Annotated in this window: 16 protein-coding genes and 1 pseudogene; 6 read left to right on the forward strand and 11 right to left on the reverse strand. The window is 60.3% G+C overall.

Going from position 1 to position 13,318, the window contains the following annotated elements; genetic code table 11:
- Positions 1–689: 689 nt before the first annotated feature.
- Genes ACNJYB_RS34075 through ACNJYB_RS34085 form a run of 3 tightly spaced genes read left to right on the forward strand, consistent with a single transcriptional unit; the run spans position 690 to position 2,728 of the window.
- Complete coding sequence (locus ACNJYB_RS34075; protein WP_439370949.1) at positions 690–1,508, forward strand: gamma-glutamyl-gamma-aminobutyrate hydrolase family protein; 819 nt, start codon at positions 690–692, stop codon at positions 1,506–1,508.
- A 4-nt stretch (positions 1,509–1,512) separates the two neighbouring features.
- A complete protein-coding gene (locus tag ACNJYB_RS34080) occupies positions 1,513–2,127 on the forward strand; it encodes a carboxylate-amine ligase (protein WP_439370950.1) in 615 nt (204 codons plus the stop codon).
- A complete protein-coding gene (locus tag ACNJYB_RS34085; RefSeq protein WP_439370951.1) occupies positions 2,078–2,728 on the forward strand; it encodes a glutamate-cysteine ligase family protein in 651 nt (216 codons plus the stop codon). The genes ACNJYB_RS34080 and ACNJYB_RS34085 overlap by 50 nt, the downstream gene beginning before the upstream one ends.
- An 83-nt stretch (positions 2,729–2,811) precedes the next feature.
- Here ACNJYB_RS34085 and ACNJYB_RS34090 read toward each other — a convergent pair.
- Positions 2,812–3,378 (reverse strand): annotated as a pseudogene (locus ACNJYB_RS34090) (NADH-quinone oxidoreductase subunit D); the annotation flags it as partial.
- 320 nt (positions 3,379–3,698) lie between these two features.
- On the opposite strand from ACNJYB_RS34090, the gene ACNJYB_RS34095 reads away from it, so the two are divergent.
- Positions 3,699–3,836: a hypothetical protein gene (locus ACNJYB_RS34095; RefSeq protein WP_439370953.1), complete on the forward strand. Its 138-nt coding sequence runs from the start codon at positions 3,699–3,701 to the stop codon at positions 3,834–3,836.
- The gene (locus ACNJYB_RS34100) at positions 3,836–4,108 is read left to right on the forward strand and encodes a hypothetical protein (protein ID WP_439370954.1); all 273 of its coding nucleotides are present in this window, start codon (positions 3,836–3,838) and stop codon (positions 4,106–4,108) included. The genes ACNJYB_RS34095 and ACNJYB_RS34100 overlap by 1 nt, the downstream gene beginning before the upstream one ends.
- Positions 4,109–4,512: 404 nt before the next feature.
- Here ACNJYB_RS34100 and ACNJYB_RS34105 read toward each other — a convergent pair whose 3' ends face one another.
- The 5 genes from ACNJYB_RS34105 to ACNJYB_RS34125 all read right to left on the reverse strand — a co-directional run bounded on the left by ACNJYB_RS34105 (position 4,513) and on the right by ACNJYB_RS34125 (position 8,614).
- Complete coding sequence (locus ACNJYB_RS34105) at positions 4,513–5,838, reverse strand: VapE domain-containing protein (RefSeq protein ID WP_439370956.1); 1,326 nt, start codon at positions 5,836–5,838, stop codon at positions 4,513–4,515.
- On the reverse strand, positions 5,808–6,761 hold the full coding sequence (locus ACNJYB_RS34110) for a hypothetical protein (protein WP_439370957.1): 954 nt from the start codon (positions 6,759–6,761) through the stop codon (positions 5,808–5,810). The genes ACNJYB_RS34105 and ACNJYB_RS34110 overlap by 31 nt, the downstream gene beginning before the upstream one ends.
- Positions 6,762–6,796: 35 nt before the next feature.
- Positions 6,797–7,294, reverse strand: coding sequence for a hypothetical protein (locus ACNJYB_RS34115; protein ID WP_439370959.1), 498 nt, complete (start codon positions 7,292–7,294; stop codon positions 6,797–6,799).
- Positions 7,291–7,980, reverse strand: a complete 690-nt coding sequence (locus ACNJYB_RS34120; RefSeq protein ID WP_439370960.1) for a hypothetical protein — start codon at positions 7,978–7,980, stop codon at positions 7,291–7,293. The genes ACNJYB_RS34115 and ACNJYB_RS34120 overlap by 4 nt, the downstream gene beginning before the upstream one ends.
- A gap of 160 nt (positions 7,981–8,140) precedes the next feature.
- Positions 8,141–8,614 carry a hypothetical protein gene (locus ACNJYB_RS34125; RefSeq protein ID WP_439370962.1) on the reverse strand — a complete coding sequence of 158 codons (474 nt, stop codon included), beginning with the start codon at positions 8,612–8,614 and terminating at the stop codon, positions 8,141–8,143.
- Positions 8,615–8,702: 88 nt separating this feature from the next.
- Between ACNJYB_RS34125 and ACNJYB_RS34130 the strand changes: the two genes are divergently transcribed.
- Complete coding sequence (locus ACNJYB_RS34130; RefSeq protein WP_439370964.1) at positions 8,703–9,140, forward strand: hypothetical protein; 438 nt, start codon at positions 8,703–8,705, stop codon at positions 9,138–9,140.
- Positions 9,141–9,229: 89 nt separating this feature from the next.
- On the opposite strand, the gene ACNJYB_RS34135 is transcribed toward ACNJYB_RS34130, so the two are convergent.
- The 5 genes from ACNJYB_RS34135 to ACNJYB_RS34155 form a co-directional block, all read right to left on the reverse strand.
- Entirely contained in the window at positions 9,230–10,048 is an 819-nt protein-coding gene (locus ACNJYB_RS34135) for an ATP-binding protein (RefSeq protein ID WP_439370965.1), read from the reverse strand.
- Positions 9,991–10,758 (reverse strand): VWA domain-containing protein, encoded by a 768-nt coding sequence (locus tag ACNJYB_RS34140; RefSeq protein WP_439370966.1) that lies wholly within the window; start codon positions 10,756–10,758, stop codon positions 9,991–9,993. Before ACNJYB_RS34140 ends, ACNJYB_RS34135 begins: the two co-directional genes overlap by 58 nt.
- A gap of 591 nt (positions 10,759–11,349) precedes the next feature.
- Positions 11,350–11,544 carry a helix-turn-helix domain-containing protein gene (locus ACNJYB_RS34145; RefSeq protein ID WP_439370967.1) on the reverse strand — a complete coding sequence of 65 codons (195 nt, stop codon included), beginning with the start codon at positions 11,542–11,544 and terminating at the stop codon, positions 11,350–11,352.
- Between the two features lie 71 nt (positions 11,545–11,615).
- On the reverse strand, positions 11,616–12,461 hold the full coding sequence (locus ACNJYB_RS34150; RefSeq protein WP_439370968.1) for a hypothetical protein: 846 nt from the start codon (positions 12,459–12,461) through the stop codon (positions 11,616–11,618).
- Positions 12,462–12,780: 319 nt separating this feature from the next.
- Positions 12,781–13,185, reverse strand: coding sequence for a hypothetical protein (locus ACNJYB_RS34155; RefSeq protein WP_439370969.1), 405 nt, complete (start codon positions 13,183–13,185; stop codon positions 12,781–12,783).
- Between the last annotated feature and the right edge of the window lie 133 nt (positions 13,186–13,318).

A 13,318-nucleotide genomic window follows, 5' to 3' on the forward strand; every position in this document is an offset into this window, starting at 1 on the left:
GGACCGGAGGCCTTCTGGCTCGCTGGGGTACATCCGCCCGAGCGAACTTCAATGCGGTTGCCGGAGCTGCCGCTCTATGTCTAAGGCTTGCTCTGCGTTGCGGGCCTCCTTGAGAAGTTCGTTCTTCTCAGCACCGATCGGCTCAGCGTCAGCTCGCTTTCTCATGTGCTCCGCGAATTGAGCCAAGCGGTCTTCGAGAGAGGTTGTCTGCTTGATCCGCCTGCGCTTCAATCCCATCGCGTTTCCTTTTCTTGACTTGATGAGAATATGCAATTGGGCACGAAGTGCCCACAACAAAGGTTAATCTCGCGATCCTTGAATCGGCAGAGGGACTTCGGCGACGAATGTCGCCCCACGTTGGGCTTGTTCAGTTGCTTACTCAGTTTGCTCCGACGACCTCGCCCGGTCTCGGATGCTCGTTGCGCACTTCGGCTTTCGCCCGAACACCCGCCTTCATAACAAAAGTTAAAGGCGCTCGAGGTCAATTCTAAGCAGAGCAACCATTCTGCACTGTCGCTGTTTTGCCAAGCACAGACACACGAATAGAGGCAGCCGAGACATTTGCACGAGCCCCGTCCCACAATCGATCCGCACGACCCCGCCGCCTGCAGTCAATGGGCGCTTCGCTTGGAAACGAACGGAGGGAGCTCAAGGCTGCGATTCATCAATTCGGCAGCGCCGCGGATGCGGTGGCCTATGGCCTGCAGCAGTGGCGGCACAGCGCCTCTCGCGGCCAGTGGCAGGCGCGCACCGGCGCGCCGCAGGTGGGCATTCTCTCCGACACGATGGTCGCACGCGGCGAGCAGCTCTCGTCGGTCGCGATGATTTGCGTGAACGCCATCGGCCTGGTCGCCGGCGCCGTGCCGCGGATCCTTCCCGCGGCGCGCGAAGCCGACATCGACGCCTATCTCGATGGCCTCGACGGTCTTTTCGTGGGCGGCGGGCAGACCAACGTTCATCCCTCGCGTTACGGCCAAATGGTCGACGAGACTCGCGACGGCCCGTTCGATGAATTCCGCGACGAAGTCGCGCTCCATCTGATCCCGCGCGCGCTGGCGCGGGGCATCCCCGCACTCTTTGTCTGCCGGGGCATCCAGGAGCTGAACGTCGTTTTTGGCGGTACGCTGTCGAAGGAGCCGGATGGCCTGCCAGAAGACCAGCGCCACGGCACGCCCGACGCCGACAATGAAGATGCGCGCTACCGGCTCCGGCAAAAGGTCACGCTGCGCAAAGGAGGTGTCCTGCAACAGATCTGCGGCGCAGACACCGTCACGGTGAATTCGCTGCACAGTTTCCTGATCAAGGATCTCGCACCGGGGCTCATCGCGGAAGCGGTGGCGGAGGACGGCTCCATAGAGGCCGTCAGCGTCGCGGGCGCCGGCGCCTTTGCGCTCGGCACGCTGTTTCACCCGGATTATTGGGCAAGCACAGATCATGCATCGGCGCGCATCCTCTCCGCCTTCGGAGATGCGGTTCGCCTGCATGCAAAGGCGAAAAGGACAGCTTAGGGCCATGCACCGCTACCGCTTCGGTATCGAGGAGGAATATTTCCTGGTCAACCGCCAATCCGCGGCGCCGCGGTCCGAGCTGCCGAAGGCCTATATGACGGCGGCTCAGAAGCGCCTTGGCGAGCGACTGACCACCGAGATACTGCAATCGCAGATCGAGGTCGCGACCCCGCCGCTGACCAATTCGGCCGATGCGCTGGCCGACCTCGCGCGCTACCGCTCCGTCCTCGCCGAGGTCGGCAGGGATCACGGTATCGGCATCATCGCGGCCGGCACGCACCCGCTGGCGCAGCCGCAGCAGCAGCGCATGACGCGCAAGCGCCGCTACAGCAAGGTCACCAGCGACCTCGGGATGGTCGGCCTCGGCAACCCGATCAGCGGACTGCACGTCCATGTCGAGGTGCCCGAGCCCGATTTGCGCGTCGAGATCATGCACCGCCTGGTGCCGTTCCTGCCGCTGCTGCTGGCGCTCTCGACCTCGTCGCCATTCTGGTGCGGCTACCCGACGGGGATTGCTGGGCTACCGCAATGCCGCCAACGACGCTCTGCCCCGGACCGGCTTTCCCGAGATGTTTCGCAACCTCGCCGAATACGAGACTTACGTGAAGACGCTGGTTGATGCCGGCATCGTCCCCAACGCCACCTATGTCTGGTGGGCCTTGCGGCCCTCGCTGCAGCATCCGACCCTCGAGCTGGGCATCACCGATTGCTGCACCGCGATTGCGGATTCGGTGGCGATCGCAGCGCTGTTTCGTGCGATGGTGAGGCACGCGGTGCATCATCCCGAGCTGAATGCCGACCATTCGGCAGTGCATCGCGCGCTGATCGAGGAAAATCGCTGGCGCGCCCAGCGCTACGGAACAGATGGCACCTACATCGATCTGTTGTCGTTAGAGCCGGTCTCGTTCAGAAGCTGGCTGGACGCGGTGATCGCCATGCTGGCTCCCGATATCGAGCATCTCGGGGTCGAAGACGACATCCAGCATCTCAAGAGCATCCCAAAGCGCGGCACCTCGGCCCACCTTCAGCTCGAATATTACCGCGGCTTGCTCAAGTTCGGCCGCTCGCCACGCGAAGCGATCGGCGACGTGACGAAATGGCTAAGGACTTCGACCGAGACCGGCAAGTTTCACCGCGAGGAACGACGAGCTGAAGAAAGCCAGGGATCAACAGCCTTTCGCAACACCGGTGGCCTTTGGGTCGAAACTGCCTCCGGGTGATCTCGCGTCCAAGTGAACGCTAAGCGCGATCTGTTTCGACGAGTCAGGGGCTCAAGGCGTTGTTTCCAATGCAATACGACCTTTTAACGATCCACCTCGCCAAACACGATGTCCAATGAGCCCAGAATCGCCGAGACATCGGCGAGCAAGTGACCCTTGCAGAGAAAGTCCATCGCTTGAAGGTGCGCAAATCCCGGCGACCTGATCTTGCATTTGTAGGCCTTGTTGGTGCCATCCGAGACCAGGAACACTCCAAACTCGCCTTTGGGGGCTTCGACGGCTACGTAGATCTCGCCGGCAGGAACGTGAAAACCTTCCGTGTACAGCTTGAAATGATGAATGAGCGCTTCCATGGAGCGCTTCATCTCGCCGCGCCGAGGCGGCGCGACCTTGTTGTCTTGTACGAGAACCGGGCCTCTTCCGTCCGGAGACCTCAGCTTCTCGATGCACTGCTTGATGATGCAGATCGACTGCCGCATCTCCTCCATTCGAACGAGATACCGGTCGTAGCAGTCGCCGTTCCTGCCAATCGGGATATCGAAGTCCATTTCCGCATAGCAGTCATAGGGCTGCGCCTTCCGTAGGTCCCAGGCCGCCCCGGACCCGCGCACCATCACGCCCGAGAAGCCCCAGGCCCAGGCTTGCTCGAGGAGCTACTAGCTCCCTTCAACGATTAATTCGATCCCGATTGGTCCTAACGCCTTGGAAGTGCTAAACTATTGAGCTGAGAGAGCGGGCGATTTGCTCCCGTTTCCTGTTAACGCATTACGTTGCGGTGGAGGCCGCCGTGAGGATTGATCGAGCGTTGCAGATCGCAAGTCGAGCCCGCGTGCGGCGATATGCTTTGCCGCCGGGGACTGGCGCGCCGACGCCAACATCGCCGTCATCCGAGCGTGATCAGCGTGGTCGTTTCTTGCAGGGCCATGTCGGTGTGAGCCCTGGTCGGCCCCCGCGCGATGAGCTGTGGGAGGTGTACATCGATGATCTCTTCCATTCCTGGCGCTACGGCGGTCGCGCAGCGATCCGGCGACTCATGAAGCAGGATCCGGCCACGTATTTGCGTATCATGATCAACGTGGTCGGCAAGCTGCCCACGCCGAGGGATTGATGGACGCAGCACCGAACGATCTGGATCGTATCGCCAAACGGAAGCGGCAGAACGTACTGCGGGTGCAGCGGTGCCGGGCGCGCAAGCAGTCGGGCGCGCGCATTGTGCGCATCGAGGTCACGGATTGGGCCGAGACGCTCGACGCGTTCGTCCCGATCGGCGTGCTCGCGGCTGAGCAGCGCAACGACGATACGGCAATCGAGGCGGCCATTGCGCAGTTGTGCCGGGCGGGGTTTCGAGCCGTTGAGGCGCAGCAGAAGGCGTCTGCCTAATATCGCCTAGCAACCGATCGCCAAGGCAAGAGCGGCTTGGGCATCGAAGCGCAGCAAGATTTCTATTTTTTCCTGTACCTCCCCTTGGGTCCACCTGACGCCGAAAAAAGGTGGCGCACCCCCTCTGCTGTGAGGTGATAAAAGGCAAGCCCGCCAAGTCCGCCCGATGGATCGACCTATGGGCTGCATTCACGAGACTGTCTTAGTGACGCATGACGCATAGTGACGCATTTGACCTTCCCCCTAACTTCACGCGCGCGATATGGGGGATATATAAGGAGAAACAGGGGTCACACGCGTCAGTGCGTCACTCCCGTGACGCATAATGACGCATTTGGGCGTCACTAATTTGATCCACCATCTTGCCATGTTTGCTTCTTTGCCGTTATTGCCGCGCCAGTGCGTCACTTGATCCACCAGCGACCATTGGCCTGTCGCGGTGCCCGGTACCAGCCTTGCCGCTCCAGCACCGCAGCAATCCGTCGTGCGTCGGCGGTGCCGATTCTGCCATCGGACACAAAGCCGAGCGCATTCTTAGCCACCTGTGAGACTGTGACCTTCGCGTTCGTCAATAGCGTCTCAAGATAATCGGCAATCGGCACCTCCCAAGGATCAGCCTCGTAGCGCTCGTCCTGTTCCGGCTTGATGTAGTTAGCCTCGAAGGCCTTGTCCGGCCACCACTGCACACCGTCTCGAAACAGCTGCACGGCCTCGGCCAACAGCTGGTCGCGGTCCCTGCGCAGGCCAGTGAGATCGATTGTGCCGGTCTTGACCGGCCAGTAGCGCCGAGCTCCGGTCTCGTCGCGCAGGTAGACCGATTTGTTAGTGGTACCAATGAAAACGCACTGCCGCGGCTCAACCGATTCTTTGTAGCCATAGGTGCGGCGATAGCGCTCGGTGGTTCGTGAAATGAACGACTTCAGCTGCGCGCTCTCCGCCCGGCTCATGGCGTTGAGCTCGGAGATCTCGATGATCCACTTGCCGCGCAGGTGCTGGCTGACATCCTTTCCAGCCGTGGCGATGTCAGGCAGATTGTCGGAGAACCATTCGCCGGCGATGATCTTGCAGGCCGACGACTTGAACTCGCCCTGCAACCCTTCCAAGATCAGCATGTAGTCGGCCTGGCATCCTGGCTGATAGATCCGTGCCACAGTAGCGACCAGAAACATCCGTCCGATTGCCGTGGTGTACTCGCTCGGTTTGACGCCGAGATAGGTCACCAGCCACTGCGCAACCCGCGGTATGCCATCCCAAATCAGACCATCGAGATAATCCCGCACCGGATGGAACCGCCGCTCGTGCGCCCGCAGATCGATTGCCCTGTGCACGGCATCCCGTCCGATCAGCGGCAGACCATTGAGCTGAAGCCACTCCTGTATGGCGGTGGCGTCGACATCTTCCACCGGCTTTGGTGTCGCCAGGTCGAGTTGGCTGCCGATCTTCCGGATCATGACCTCGCCGCAATACATCTCGTCATAGGCGAGCATGGTCTTGACGGCCTCGTCGTTGCGCAACGCCAGCATAACGTTGGCCAAGTTGGACAACGGCCGTCCCTTGCCGTCGCGCTGGCAGAACCTGAGCCACCACTGTCCCGATGTGCCGGTCGTGCTGCCAGTAGCCGTAGCACTAGCCCCACCTCCAGCAGCAGCACCGGCACCACCAGCGCCACCAGCACCACGGACACCAACACCACCGCCAGCTACAGCGCGCCATTTGTCGAACGAGCGCATGACCTCAGCCAGCAGCCGTCCAGCATATTTTGCGCCGATACCGTTGGGATGTTTGGCGAGCTCTTCGGCAATCTGATCGGGCGACCAGCCTTGACCAGCCAAATGCCAAACCACCCGCTGGAATTCTTCGCTGCGACCTCCTTGCGGGCGCCATTCTGAATCAGATCCGGGTAATCCGGAGCAACTTGTTGCGGTCCGGCGTTATTGAAATCAAGCTCATTCTCCTCGTCGATCGGTTCGACCGAGATCAGCATCTCGCCATCAAGTTCGCAGCGCGTCGGCCGTTGGGCATTATCAGAGAAGCGCGCCACCAGCGCGTCAAACAGCGCATCATATTCTGGCAGTTTGGTGCTCACCGGGAGTCCCGGATAATCACCTGAGATCTGGAATCCGGAGATGGTGATATAGCGCTCGCAGTGCCGATAGAATTCGATGGCACAGCCATTGGCGCCGAGACTGATCTTCTTGTGCAGCTTGCTGCAACGGGCAATGCCAATGATGCGCGCGCCGGTGCCGGACACCGTCCATTCCAGATAGCAACCGGCAGTAGCGGCTTCGACAAACAACTCCTCCACCCACCGTGGCACTTCGCCAGTGGCAACGTCGCGAATGCGATCGAGATCGATAGCGCCGAGCTCGCTGTCCTTCAGCATGAACCCGATGCCATCACACTGCCCGTTGACAAAGGCGAGCACCGCATCTTCGTAGCTGCCCCAGGTGCTGGGATCGTTGGATCTGGCTTTGCTATTAGGATAACGTGCCTGGAATGGCGGCTTGGTCCACTTGACCTTGCCGTTTTGATCCTTTCGTTCCTGCCATTTCCACACCACCCAGCGCTTCAACTTGGTGAGTGGCAGCAAGGCTGCTGGCAGATGCGCAAGATCGGAATGACAGGTCCGTGGCTTCGAAACTGTTGCCATCATTCTGTTGTCTCCTGGATCATTCCTCCGGATTTCTCTCACCACCGCATGTTTTGGGGATCATAGTGCCCGCCAAGTCTGACGAAGATGGCGAGCAGATACCTGGCCTGTTTCGCGCTCGGCTCACGCAACAACGTCACGCCGGCCATGTCATCGATGAAGGTGCGCTCCCAGTCGTTGCGCAATCTTGCCTGATTGCGCCGGCAGAACAGCGCGATCTCGTTCCAGCGCGGTTCTCCATTCCTGTCGTAGAATTCCCGTGGCGCCTGTTGCGCGCGCATCTGTTCGGCGCGCCCCTTGTCGACGCCGCGGGCGAAGATGATCTCAGCGTCCTTGTCGGAATATTTCCGCTCCTCAATTTCGCCGTTGCAGTTCTCAAGGACTATAGCGAGATCGTTAATCGACAGTCCTTCAGACATGAGTATGCGTTTCAGCGCGGCTGCCGCAGCCACCACCTCACCATCGAAGTCGGAGCCGAGTCGGCGAAAGACTGCCGCGATCCGCTTTGCGATTGTCTCGTTCAGCACTGCAGTCATCGTTGTCTCCAGCAACGTTCGCGGTGTTGGCACATGCGACAACGCCAGTCGTCGGCATCCTCGGTGATTCGCGGCAATAGCTCGCCGGCGCGCGTCGCCACGATGATCATGACCGCACGGTCGCTCATCATCTGTGCCAGTTGCGCGTTGAACGGCACCAGACAATGCAGGCGTTCACAGGTGTCGGCATTGACGACGCTGAATAGTGCTGGGTTGGTACAATCCAAATAGGCCTGATAGATCGAGACTTGCGCCGCGTAGATCTCGTAGAGCCCGACCAGACCGTCGAGCTCGATCGCGCGCCAACTCTTGGCCTTCAGGCATTTGTGCTCCCACACACAAGGATATTGGAGGTTCGGCACCGCGGGTCCGCTAATGATGATGCCGTCAGCATGGCCCCGAAACAGGCCATCGGCGGCCACAAATTTGAGGCGATCAGCTGGCGCGAACTTGAACCCGGCGGCGACGAGGTGCTGGCGCGTCACTTCTTCGAAGAAGTGCCCGCGGGCAAAGATATCCTTGATGCGCGCCGGGAATACCGGGTCACACATCCAATCGTACTGCACCTTGCGCAAGCACTCGGATCCGATCGCGCTGGCGCCGAGATAGTGCCGGTAGTTCTCGCTCCGCGGCTCAGCGCGTTCGATCAACTCGTTGATGAGTTGGCTGATCGGCTGGTCCGACAAGTTGGAGCGGTTGAAGTTCCGGACGGTACTCATGCTTTACGCCTTAAGTCGACACATCGCGTGCCATGCTGACGTAGCACCTCCGTGAGAACCCAGCGCAACGACCGAATACCATCAACGCCAGGCAGTGGTCGCAGCGTCAGTACGAACGTGTTGTTTTCTAAAAATGAATGGCATCCCCATTCTTCTCATCGAGACTTGGCCTACGAAGCTGGGCCGCGCCCTGATCGCGTGTGAGCGCGGCTTGATCGATTAACTGCCGCACCATCAACACAAAGTTGGTCATCTCGTCTTTCGACCAGGCCATCAGCGGCTTCGACCAATCGATGCCGCTCTTGCCAGCCAGCAGTGGGAGGACCGAGCGCGCGGCTGCAACATCACCGGGCGATGGGGAATGCTCGATCGCGCGCATCAGCTCTTCTGGATCGAGACATTCGGCGATGGCCTGCTGATAGCGAGTCTGAATCCAGCCGAAGATCACGCCACAGACAATCCAGCCCCACTCTCGATCGTTCAATCGCCCTACCGGCGTGTTCAGCAACGGAGCAGAGCCAACCGCCCTGCGGGCCTCTGCGATGGCGGCAGCGGTTGCCTGCCGCTGCCACTCGTCTTCCTTTTCCGGCACCTCGCCCATCACCCACCCATGAGGGTCGCGCGATCGCATTGGCCGGCGGCGCGCTTGGCGTCGATGCATTCGCGCTGGTCGTCTGGACTTTCTCAGGTTGCGTCCATCCCCGCCGTTCCGGCGTGATGACCTCTGCAATCGTATTCTTGGCCTCGTAACCATTCTGTGGTGGTTTGATTCCGAGACGTGCCACAAAGCGGAGTCCCTCGAGCTCGCCCCATCCGGCGATTCTCCGCTTGGCCTGCGCCTCCTCGCTTTTGTCGTCGGGACGAACGCCGCGCGCGCTTTCCAGCATCCACCGCAACGTGTTGCGGGAGATCTCGGCTGCCTTTGCATGCCCTTCTGTTGTGCCGTGCAGGGTCAGTCGCTGATACAGCTTGCGTTTGGCGTGCGGTCCCTCAACGACCACGAACTCGCAGTCAAGGCCTTCACTGTTACCGTCCTGCGCGCGGGTCAGATAGCCATCGTCGCCAATGCCACCAGGCCGGATATTGAGTTGCAGGATGCAGATAGTGCCTGCGGGGATCACATCTGACGTACGCTGTTCGCCGCTGGCGGTATTGAAGTCAAGATCAGCAGACATGGTGGGTTTCCTTCTTTGCGGTTGGATAGTTGCAGTGGGAGTCATCGAGTTGCAGTTGCATGGTCTAAGTCTCCTTGGGTGGTGGTAGTGAGTTTGATAAGTAGTTTGCCCAGGTCCGGCTCTTCGATTTGCGCAAGGCGACCGCTGCGGTCCTTGGCCGGGTAACCCCATGCATTGGGCGTAGTACAGACGAACCCACGGATCGGTGGCTTGCCATCGCCAAAGTCAAGGAATTGCATCGTGATGATCTGGTCGACGATGCCCGGCAGTTCGCGGCCGGTCTTGGCACCTTCGGCTTGCAGTTGCCAGGTGGCGACGTTGAAGTCGTCAACGTTGCGCTCAAGAACGCCCACAAACACGATGTTCTTGGCGCGCGCGTGCTGGAGCTGATTCAACCAGAGGATCATCTCGCGGCCATGCAGGCCGTAGGCGCCACGGACGTCTTTCCTGCCGGTACGCTCTGAGGTTGCCTCCGGCTGTTGTTCGGCCCAGCGATGTGAAAGCCTGGAAATTGCTGTGAGCGAATCGACGAACACGGTCTCGATCTGATCAAGGTTCTCCAATTTGCCGCCGACCGCGTCGTAATGTGCCGGCGAGTAGCAGGCGCTGGGCGGGAAGCTCCGGTTCGGCCCCCCGATCCGACAGGCGAGATCGCGCGCGGTCGGCCAGTCGTCCAGCCTGATGGTCGCGATTGGCACGTCGAGGACGGCCAAATCGCCGGCTTCAATATCGATGAACAGCGCGCGTGCGGGATCTAGCGTACGCAGCAGCGACGTCTTGCCGACGCCGGGTGGGCCCACGATCAGCACCTTCGCGCCGCGGCGTTCGCGCAACCTGTCGTCTGCGCTGATGATCTGCATGGCGAGTCTCTTTTCTTGAGTTGAGTAAGCAGCAGCGTCGCCGCCTCGCTGTTCTGGGCGGCGAGCGCTTTGACGCCGCCGGCGGCGAAGGCAGCGACGGCCTTGAGCAGATCCTCCAGCCGGCCGGCTGCGCCGAGATCGAACTTCGCCACGGCTCCGCCGGTGACGCCGGCGATCTCGGCATAGATCTCGCCGACTCGTTCGTCGTTACCTTCCTGAAACAGCAAGACCGGCACATCACCGAGCCTGCGCGCCTCGGTGTAGAGAATGGTTGGCAGTTCTTCGCAGGCGTCCGAAATCAGCACCAGCGCGGCTACCCTCTTCCGCTCATTTTCCTTGCGAGCGTGGATCAGTATTTTCCCTATCTGGGTTTCACCGGAGCGGCACATCACACCGGACATGATAGCGGTCAGCGACCTGGCGTCAGACAGCCAGCGTGAAGCGACGCATTCGGCCGCGCCGCGGAAAAGGACCAGTTGAATATCCAGCCCTCCGATCGCGGCTGCGGCGTCGAACATCTGCGCCGTCAGCTTCGCTGCCCTGTCCCAGGTCGGTTGCCTGCTCGCGGTAGCGTCGATCGCGAAGATCAGTCGGTTGCGGACTGGATCGACCTTGGCAAAGAATTCATCGAGATGTGGACGTGTCGAAACAGATGACGATGTGACCGCTGAAGATGCTGCGGCGGGAAATAGTTTGAACTGCTCGTCCATTTGTCTCTCCGTTGCTGTGGGGTTGCACCGCCGGCTGAAACGAGCTCGGCCGGCGACGCGGGGCTAGCTGGCAGCCGCTTTGATCAGAATGTCGAACGCATGGTCGACGCCGACCTCGCGGAATGCGGCGAGCAACTCGGTATCGGTGATGGACGGATTCTTTTGGACGGGTGGCACTAGCGAGAGCCGGCCCGCTTCGATCTCGGCACGCTACGGCATGCCAGGCGTAGGCATAGCTGACCCGGGCCAACCTCGCGGCCTGCGCCAGCGTTGGCTGGATGAGCTGCATTTGGCCGCGGTAGAGATCGGCCGCCAAAAAGGCTTTGCCGATGGCGTCGTACTTGTTATGGGCCAGGTAATTCCCCGACACGGTCGGGGGCAGATCGACGCGCACGGCATCGTTGCCATTGACGCTTGGTTTTGAGAGGTGGTACAGATTTGTGCCCATTGAGACCTCCTAGGTCGGGCGGTTGCGGTTACGAGACGCTCTCGCTGCAAACGAAGGCTTCTCGGTTTTTCCAGCTCATGCTGGGAAACTGGTTCACATAAGACAAAGCCCTGGAGCCGACTGATGTCAGCCCAGGGCACTTTTCATTCAGCTAGCTGCAGAAGCTTGAGTCCAGCATCGCGCGGAATGATCCGGCGGCCGCCGACCTTAACGCTAGCGAGCTTGCCCTCTTGCAGCAATTTCCAGACGGTGGCAGGCGACAGGCTGCTGAGGACGGCGAACTCCTCAACGGACCAGCCGAGGCGTCGTTCGAGATCGATCTTGAAGGACGGGGCCATAGAGAACCTCCCAGAGCGGACCAGATCGCTACAGAGGCTCCGACGTTATCCCCTCAAGAGAAATTCAGTCATTAGGAGTTGGATTGTGACAAGATCTTCCGCTGTCGGCTTAGATCGTTGATCAGTCCAACGGCATCGGCATGTGACGCGCCGACAAGTCGAAGGCATTCGTGCACGAAATTGGCGAACGGCCGATCAGGATCTGATGGACTAACGGTAGCCGTCGGCTTCTCGCCTGTCGCTTCCAGCCACGCCAATTGTAGATTCATGACGAACCGCCGCTCGAGCTCGCGTTTTGCTGAACGTGCTGCAGGGTCAAGCACGTCAGTGACCCCGCCGGCGTCGAGCGCATTGGCCTCGGTGAACTCGGGTAGAGGATCGTCCGCGTTGGCCTCGGTGAGCTCGGGTACATGGTAGCGGCTCTGCGCCGGGCCACGAAGGTGCGGCTGCCATGTGACCGATCGCCTGCCTGATGGGCGCGTGCGACCTTGGATATAGCAACCCCCAACCCGGCAAAGTCGCTCGATCATTTTGCAGGCATACTCACGGCGCTTAGGATCGCGTAGCTCCTGCTCGGTCGGCAATCTCAGTCCGGCTGCTCGCGGCCCTGTCCGGCTCAGCCGCGCTTCGAGATAGCGAAGCGTTTCTGGTGAGAGCTGGGCACGCAGCACTGCAACGCGATCATATTGCCGGCGCTCGGCCGCCTGGTAGAGCGCTTTGATTTTGTCACGCACTTCGCCGACGGTATGTAGTCGGACCTCACGCGTATAGATACTTGCAGCCTGACGGACGCCTTCGGCAAGGAGCGCTGGATTCATGTCCGGAGAGAGATACTTCGCCAACCGTGCCATACATGCATTGTTGAACACGCGCTGCACGTCAGCTTCTGCAATCGCGAGGTGTTTCTTACCGGTCACGTGGGCCTGTCGAACTTGTACGTTCGGTCCTGCTCGAGCTCCTCATTCAACATCATTAGGGAAAACCGCCGCCCCCGGATGCATCTCAACATCTCAGCCCAATTTACCTTCCGGCCATACACGACTGACCCTGCTTCAAAGGTAGACATAGAGTTCCTCCCACTCGCTTCCGTGTGTTAAAGGGCCTTTCGGCGCTCTCGGCCAGCGCTTGAATTCAACTTGCGCTGCGAGCGTGCGGCCATTCGCTTGCGCCACTTGGCGTGGCTGGCGGCGGTGATGCGAACGATCTTGGTCCCTGGTACGCGGAGTTCTTCCGGTCCTAAGCCGCGTCGGCGCAACTGGAAGTACGTCGTCCAACTGAGGTGCTCAAGTGCGCAAAACTCTCGGATAGTTTTCGATGCAATGTCATCCATGGGTGCAGTCCTTCCTTTCCTGTTGCTGTTATTGCTTTCATCTTGACCTTCTGACAGCGCGCTTTCATCTCCATCACTTCGATTGCGGCGAAGAGGGCTTTTTCATCCAGAGGCCGAACATGATGCCGAGATTGCACTCTTGGCAAGAACTCCGTGACCAAGCACGCCGGGCACAGATTTAACGGCGACTGCCGCAGGCGTTGGCCTACTGGCGCCGACAGGGTATCGACGTAGCCGCGCATCCAGGTGTGCCCGTCCGTCGAGGTCCAGCACTTCGTTTGGTTTTCGCTGTCGGCTGGTCGTTTGCTCACGGGTCAACCTCCTCCTTCTTCGTTTTGCGCGGGCGGCTTTTGCTCGTGCTCTTCGTCTGTGGGGGGACGCGCGACTGAACCTCCTCCGAATTGATGGACACCCGTAGTAGGCTCGAAGAGCCAGGAGGTGTCG

Source organism: Bradyrhizobium sp. SMVTL-02 (genome assembly GCF_051853005.1).
GTDB lineage: Bacteria > Pseudomonadota > Alphaproteobacteria > Rhizobiales > Xanthobacteraceae > Bradyrhizobium.

Excerpts from the sequence above, each read along its gene's own strand:
- ACNJYB_RS34080 (WP_439370950.1), top strand. The coding sequence starts at position 1,513 with ATGCACCGCTACCGCTTCGGTATCGAGGAGGAATATTTCCTGGTCAAC.
- ACNJYB_RS34085 (WP_439370951.1), top strand. The coding sequence starts at position 2,078 with ATGTTTCGCAACCTCGCCGAATACGAGACTTACGTGAAGACGCTGGTT.
- ACNJYB_RS34100 (WP_439370954.1), top strand. The coding sequence starts at position 3,836 with ATGGACGCAGCACCGAACGATCTGGATCGTATCGCCAAACGGAAGCGG.
- ACNJYB_RS34105 (WP_439370956.1), bottom strand. The coding sequence starts at position 5,838 with ATGCGCTCGTTCGACAAATGGCGCGCTGTAGCTGGCGGTGGTGTTGGT.
- ACNJYB_RS34110 (WP_439370957.1), bottom strand. The coding sequence starts at position 6,761 with ATGATGGCAACAGTTTCGAAGCCACGGACCTGTCATTCCGATCTTGCG.
- ACNJYB_RS34115 (WP_439370959.1), bottom strand. The coding sequence starts at position 7,294 with ATGACTGCAGTGCTGAACGAGACAATCGCAAAGCGGATCGCGGCAGTC.
- ACNJYB_RS34125 (WP_439370962.1), bottom strand. The coding sequence starts at position 8,614 with ATGGGCGAGGTGCCGGAAAAGGAAGACGAGTGGCAGCGGCAGGCAACC.
- ACNJYB_RS34135 (WP_439370965.1), bottom strand. The coding sequence starts at position 10,048 with ATGCAGATCATCAGCGCAGACGACAGGTTGCGCGAACGCCGCGGCGCG.
- ACNJYB_RS34140 (WP_439370966.1), bottom strand. The coding sequence starts at position 10,758 with ATGGACGAGCAGTTCAAACTATTTCCCGCCGCAGCATCTTCAGCGGTC.
- ACNJYB_RS34145 (WP_439370967.1), bottom strand. The coding sequence starts at position 11,544 with ATGGCCCCGTCCTTCAAGATCGATCTCGAACGACGCCTCGGCTGGTCC.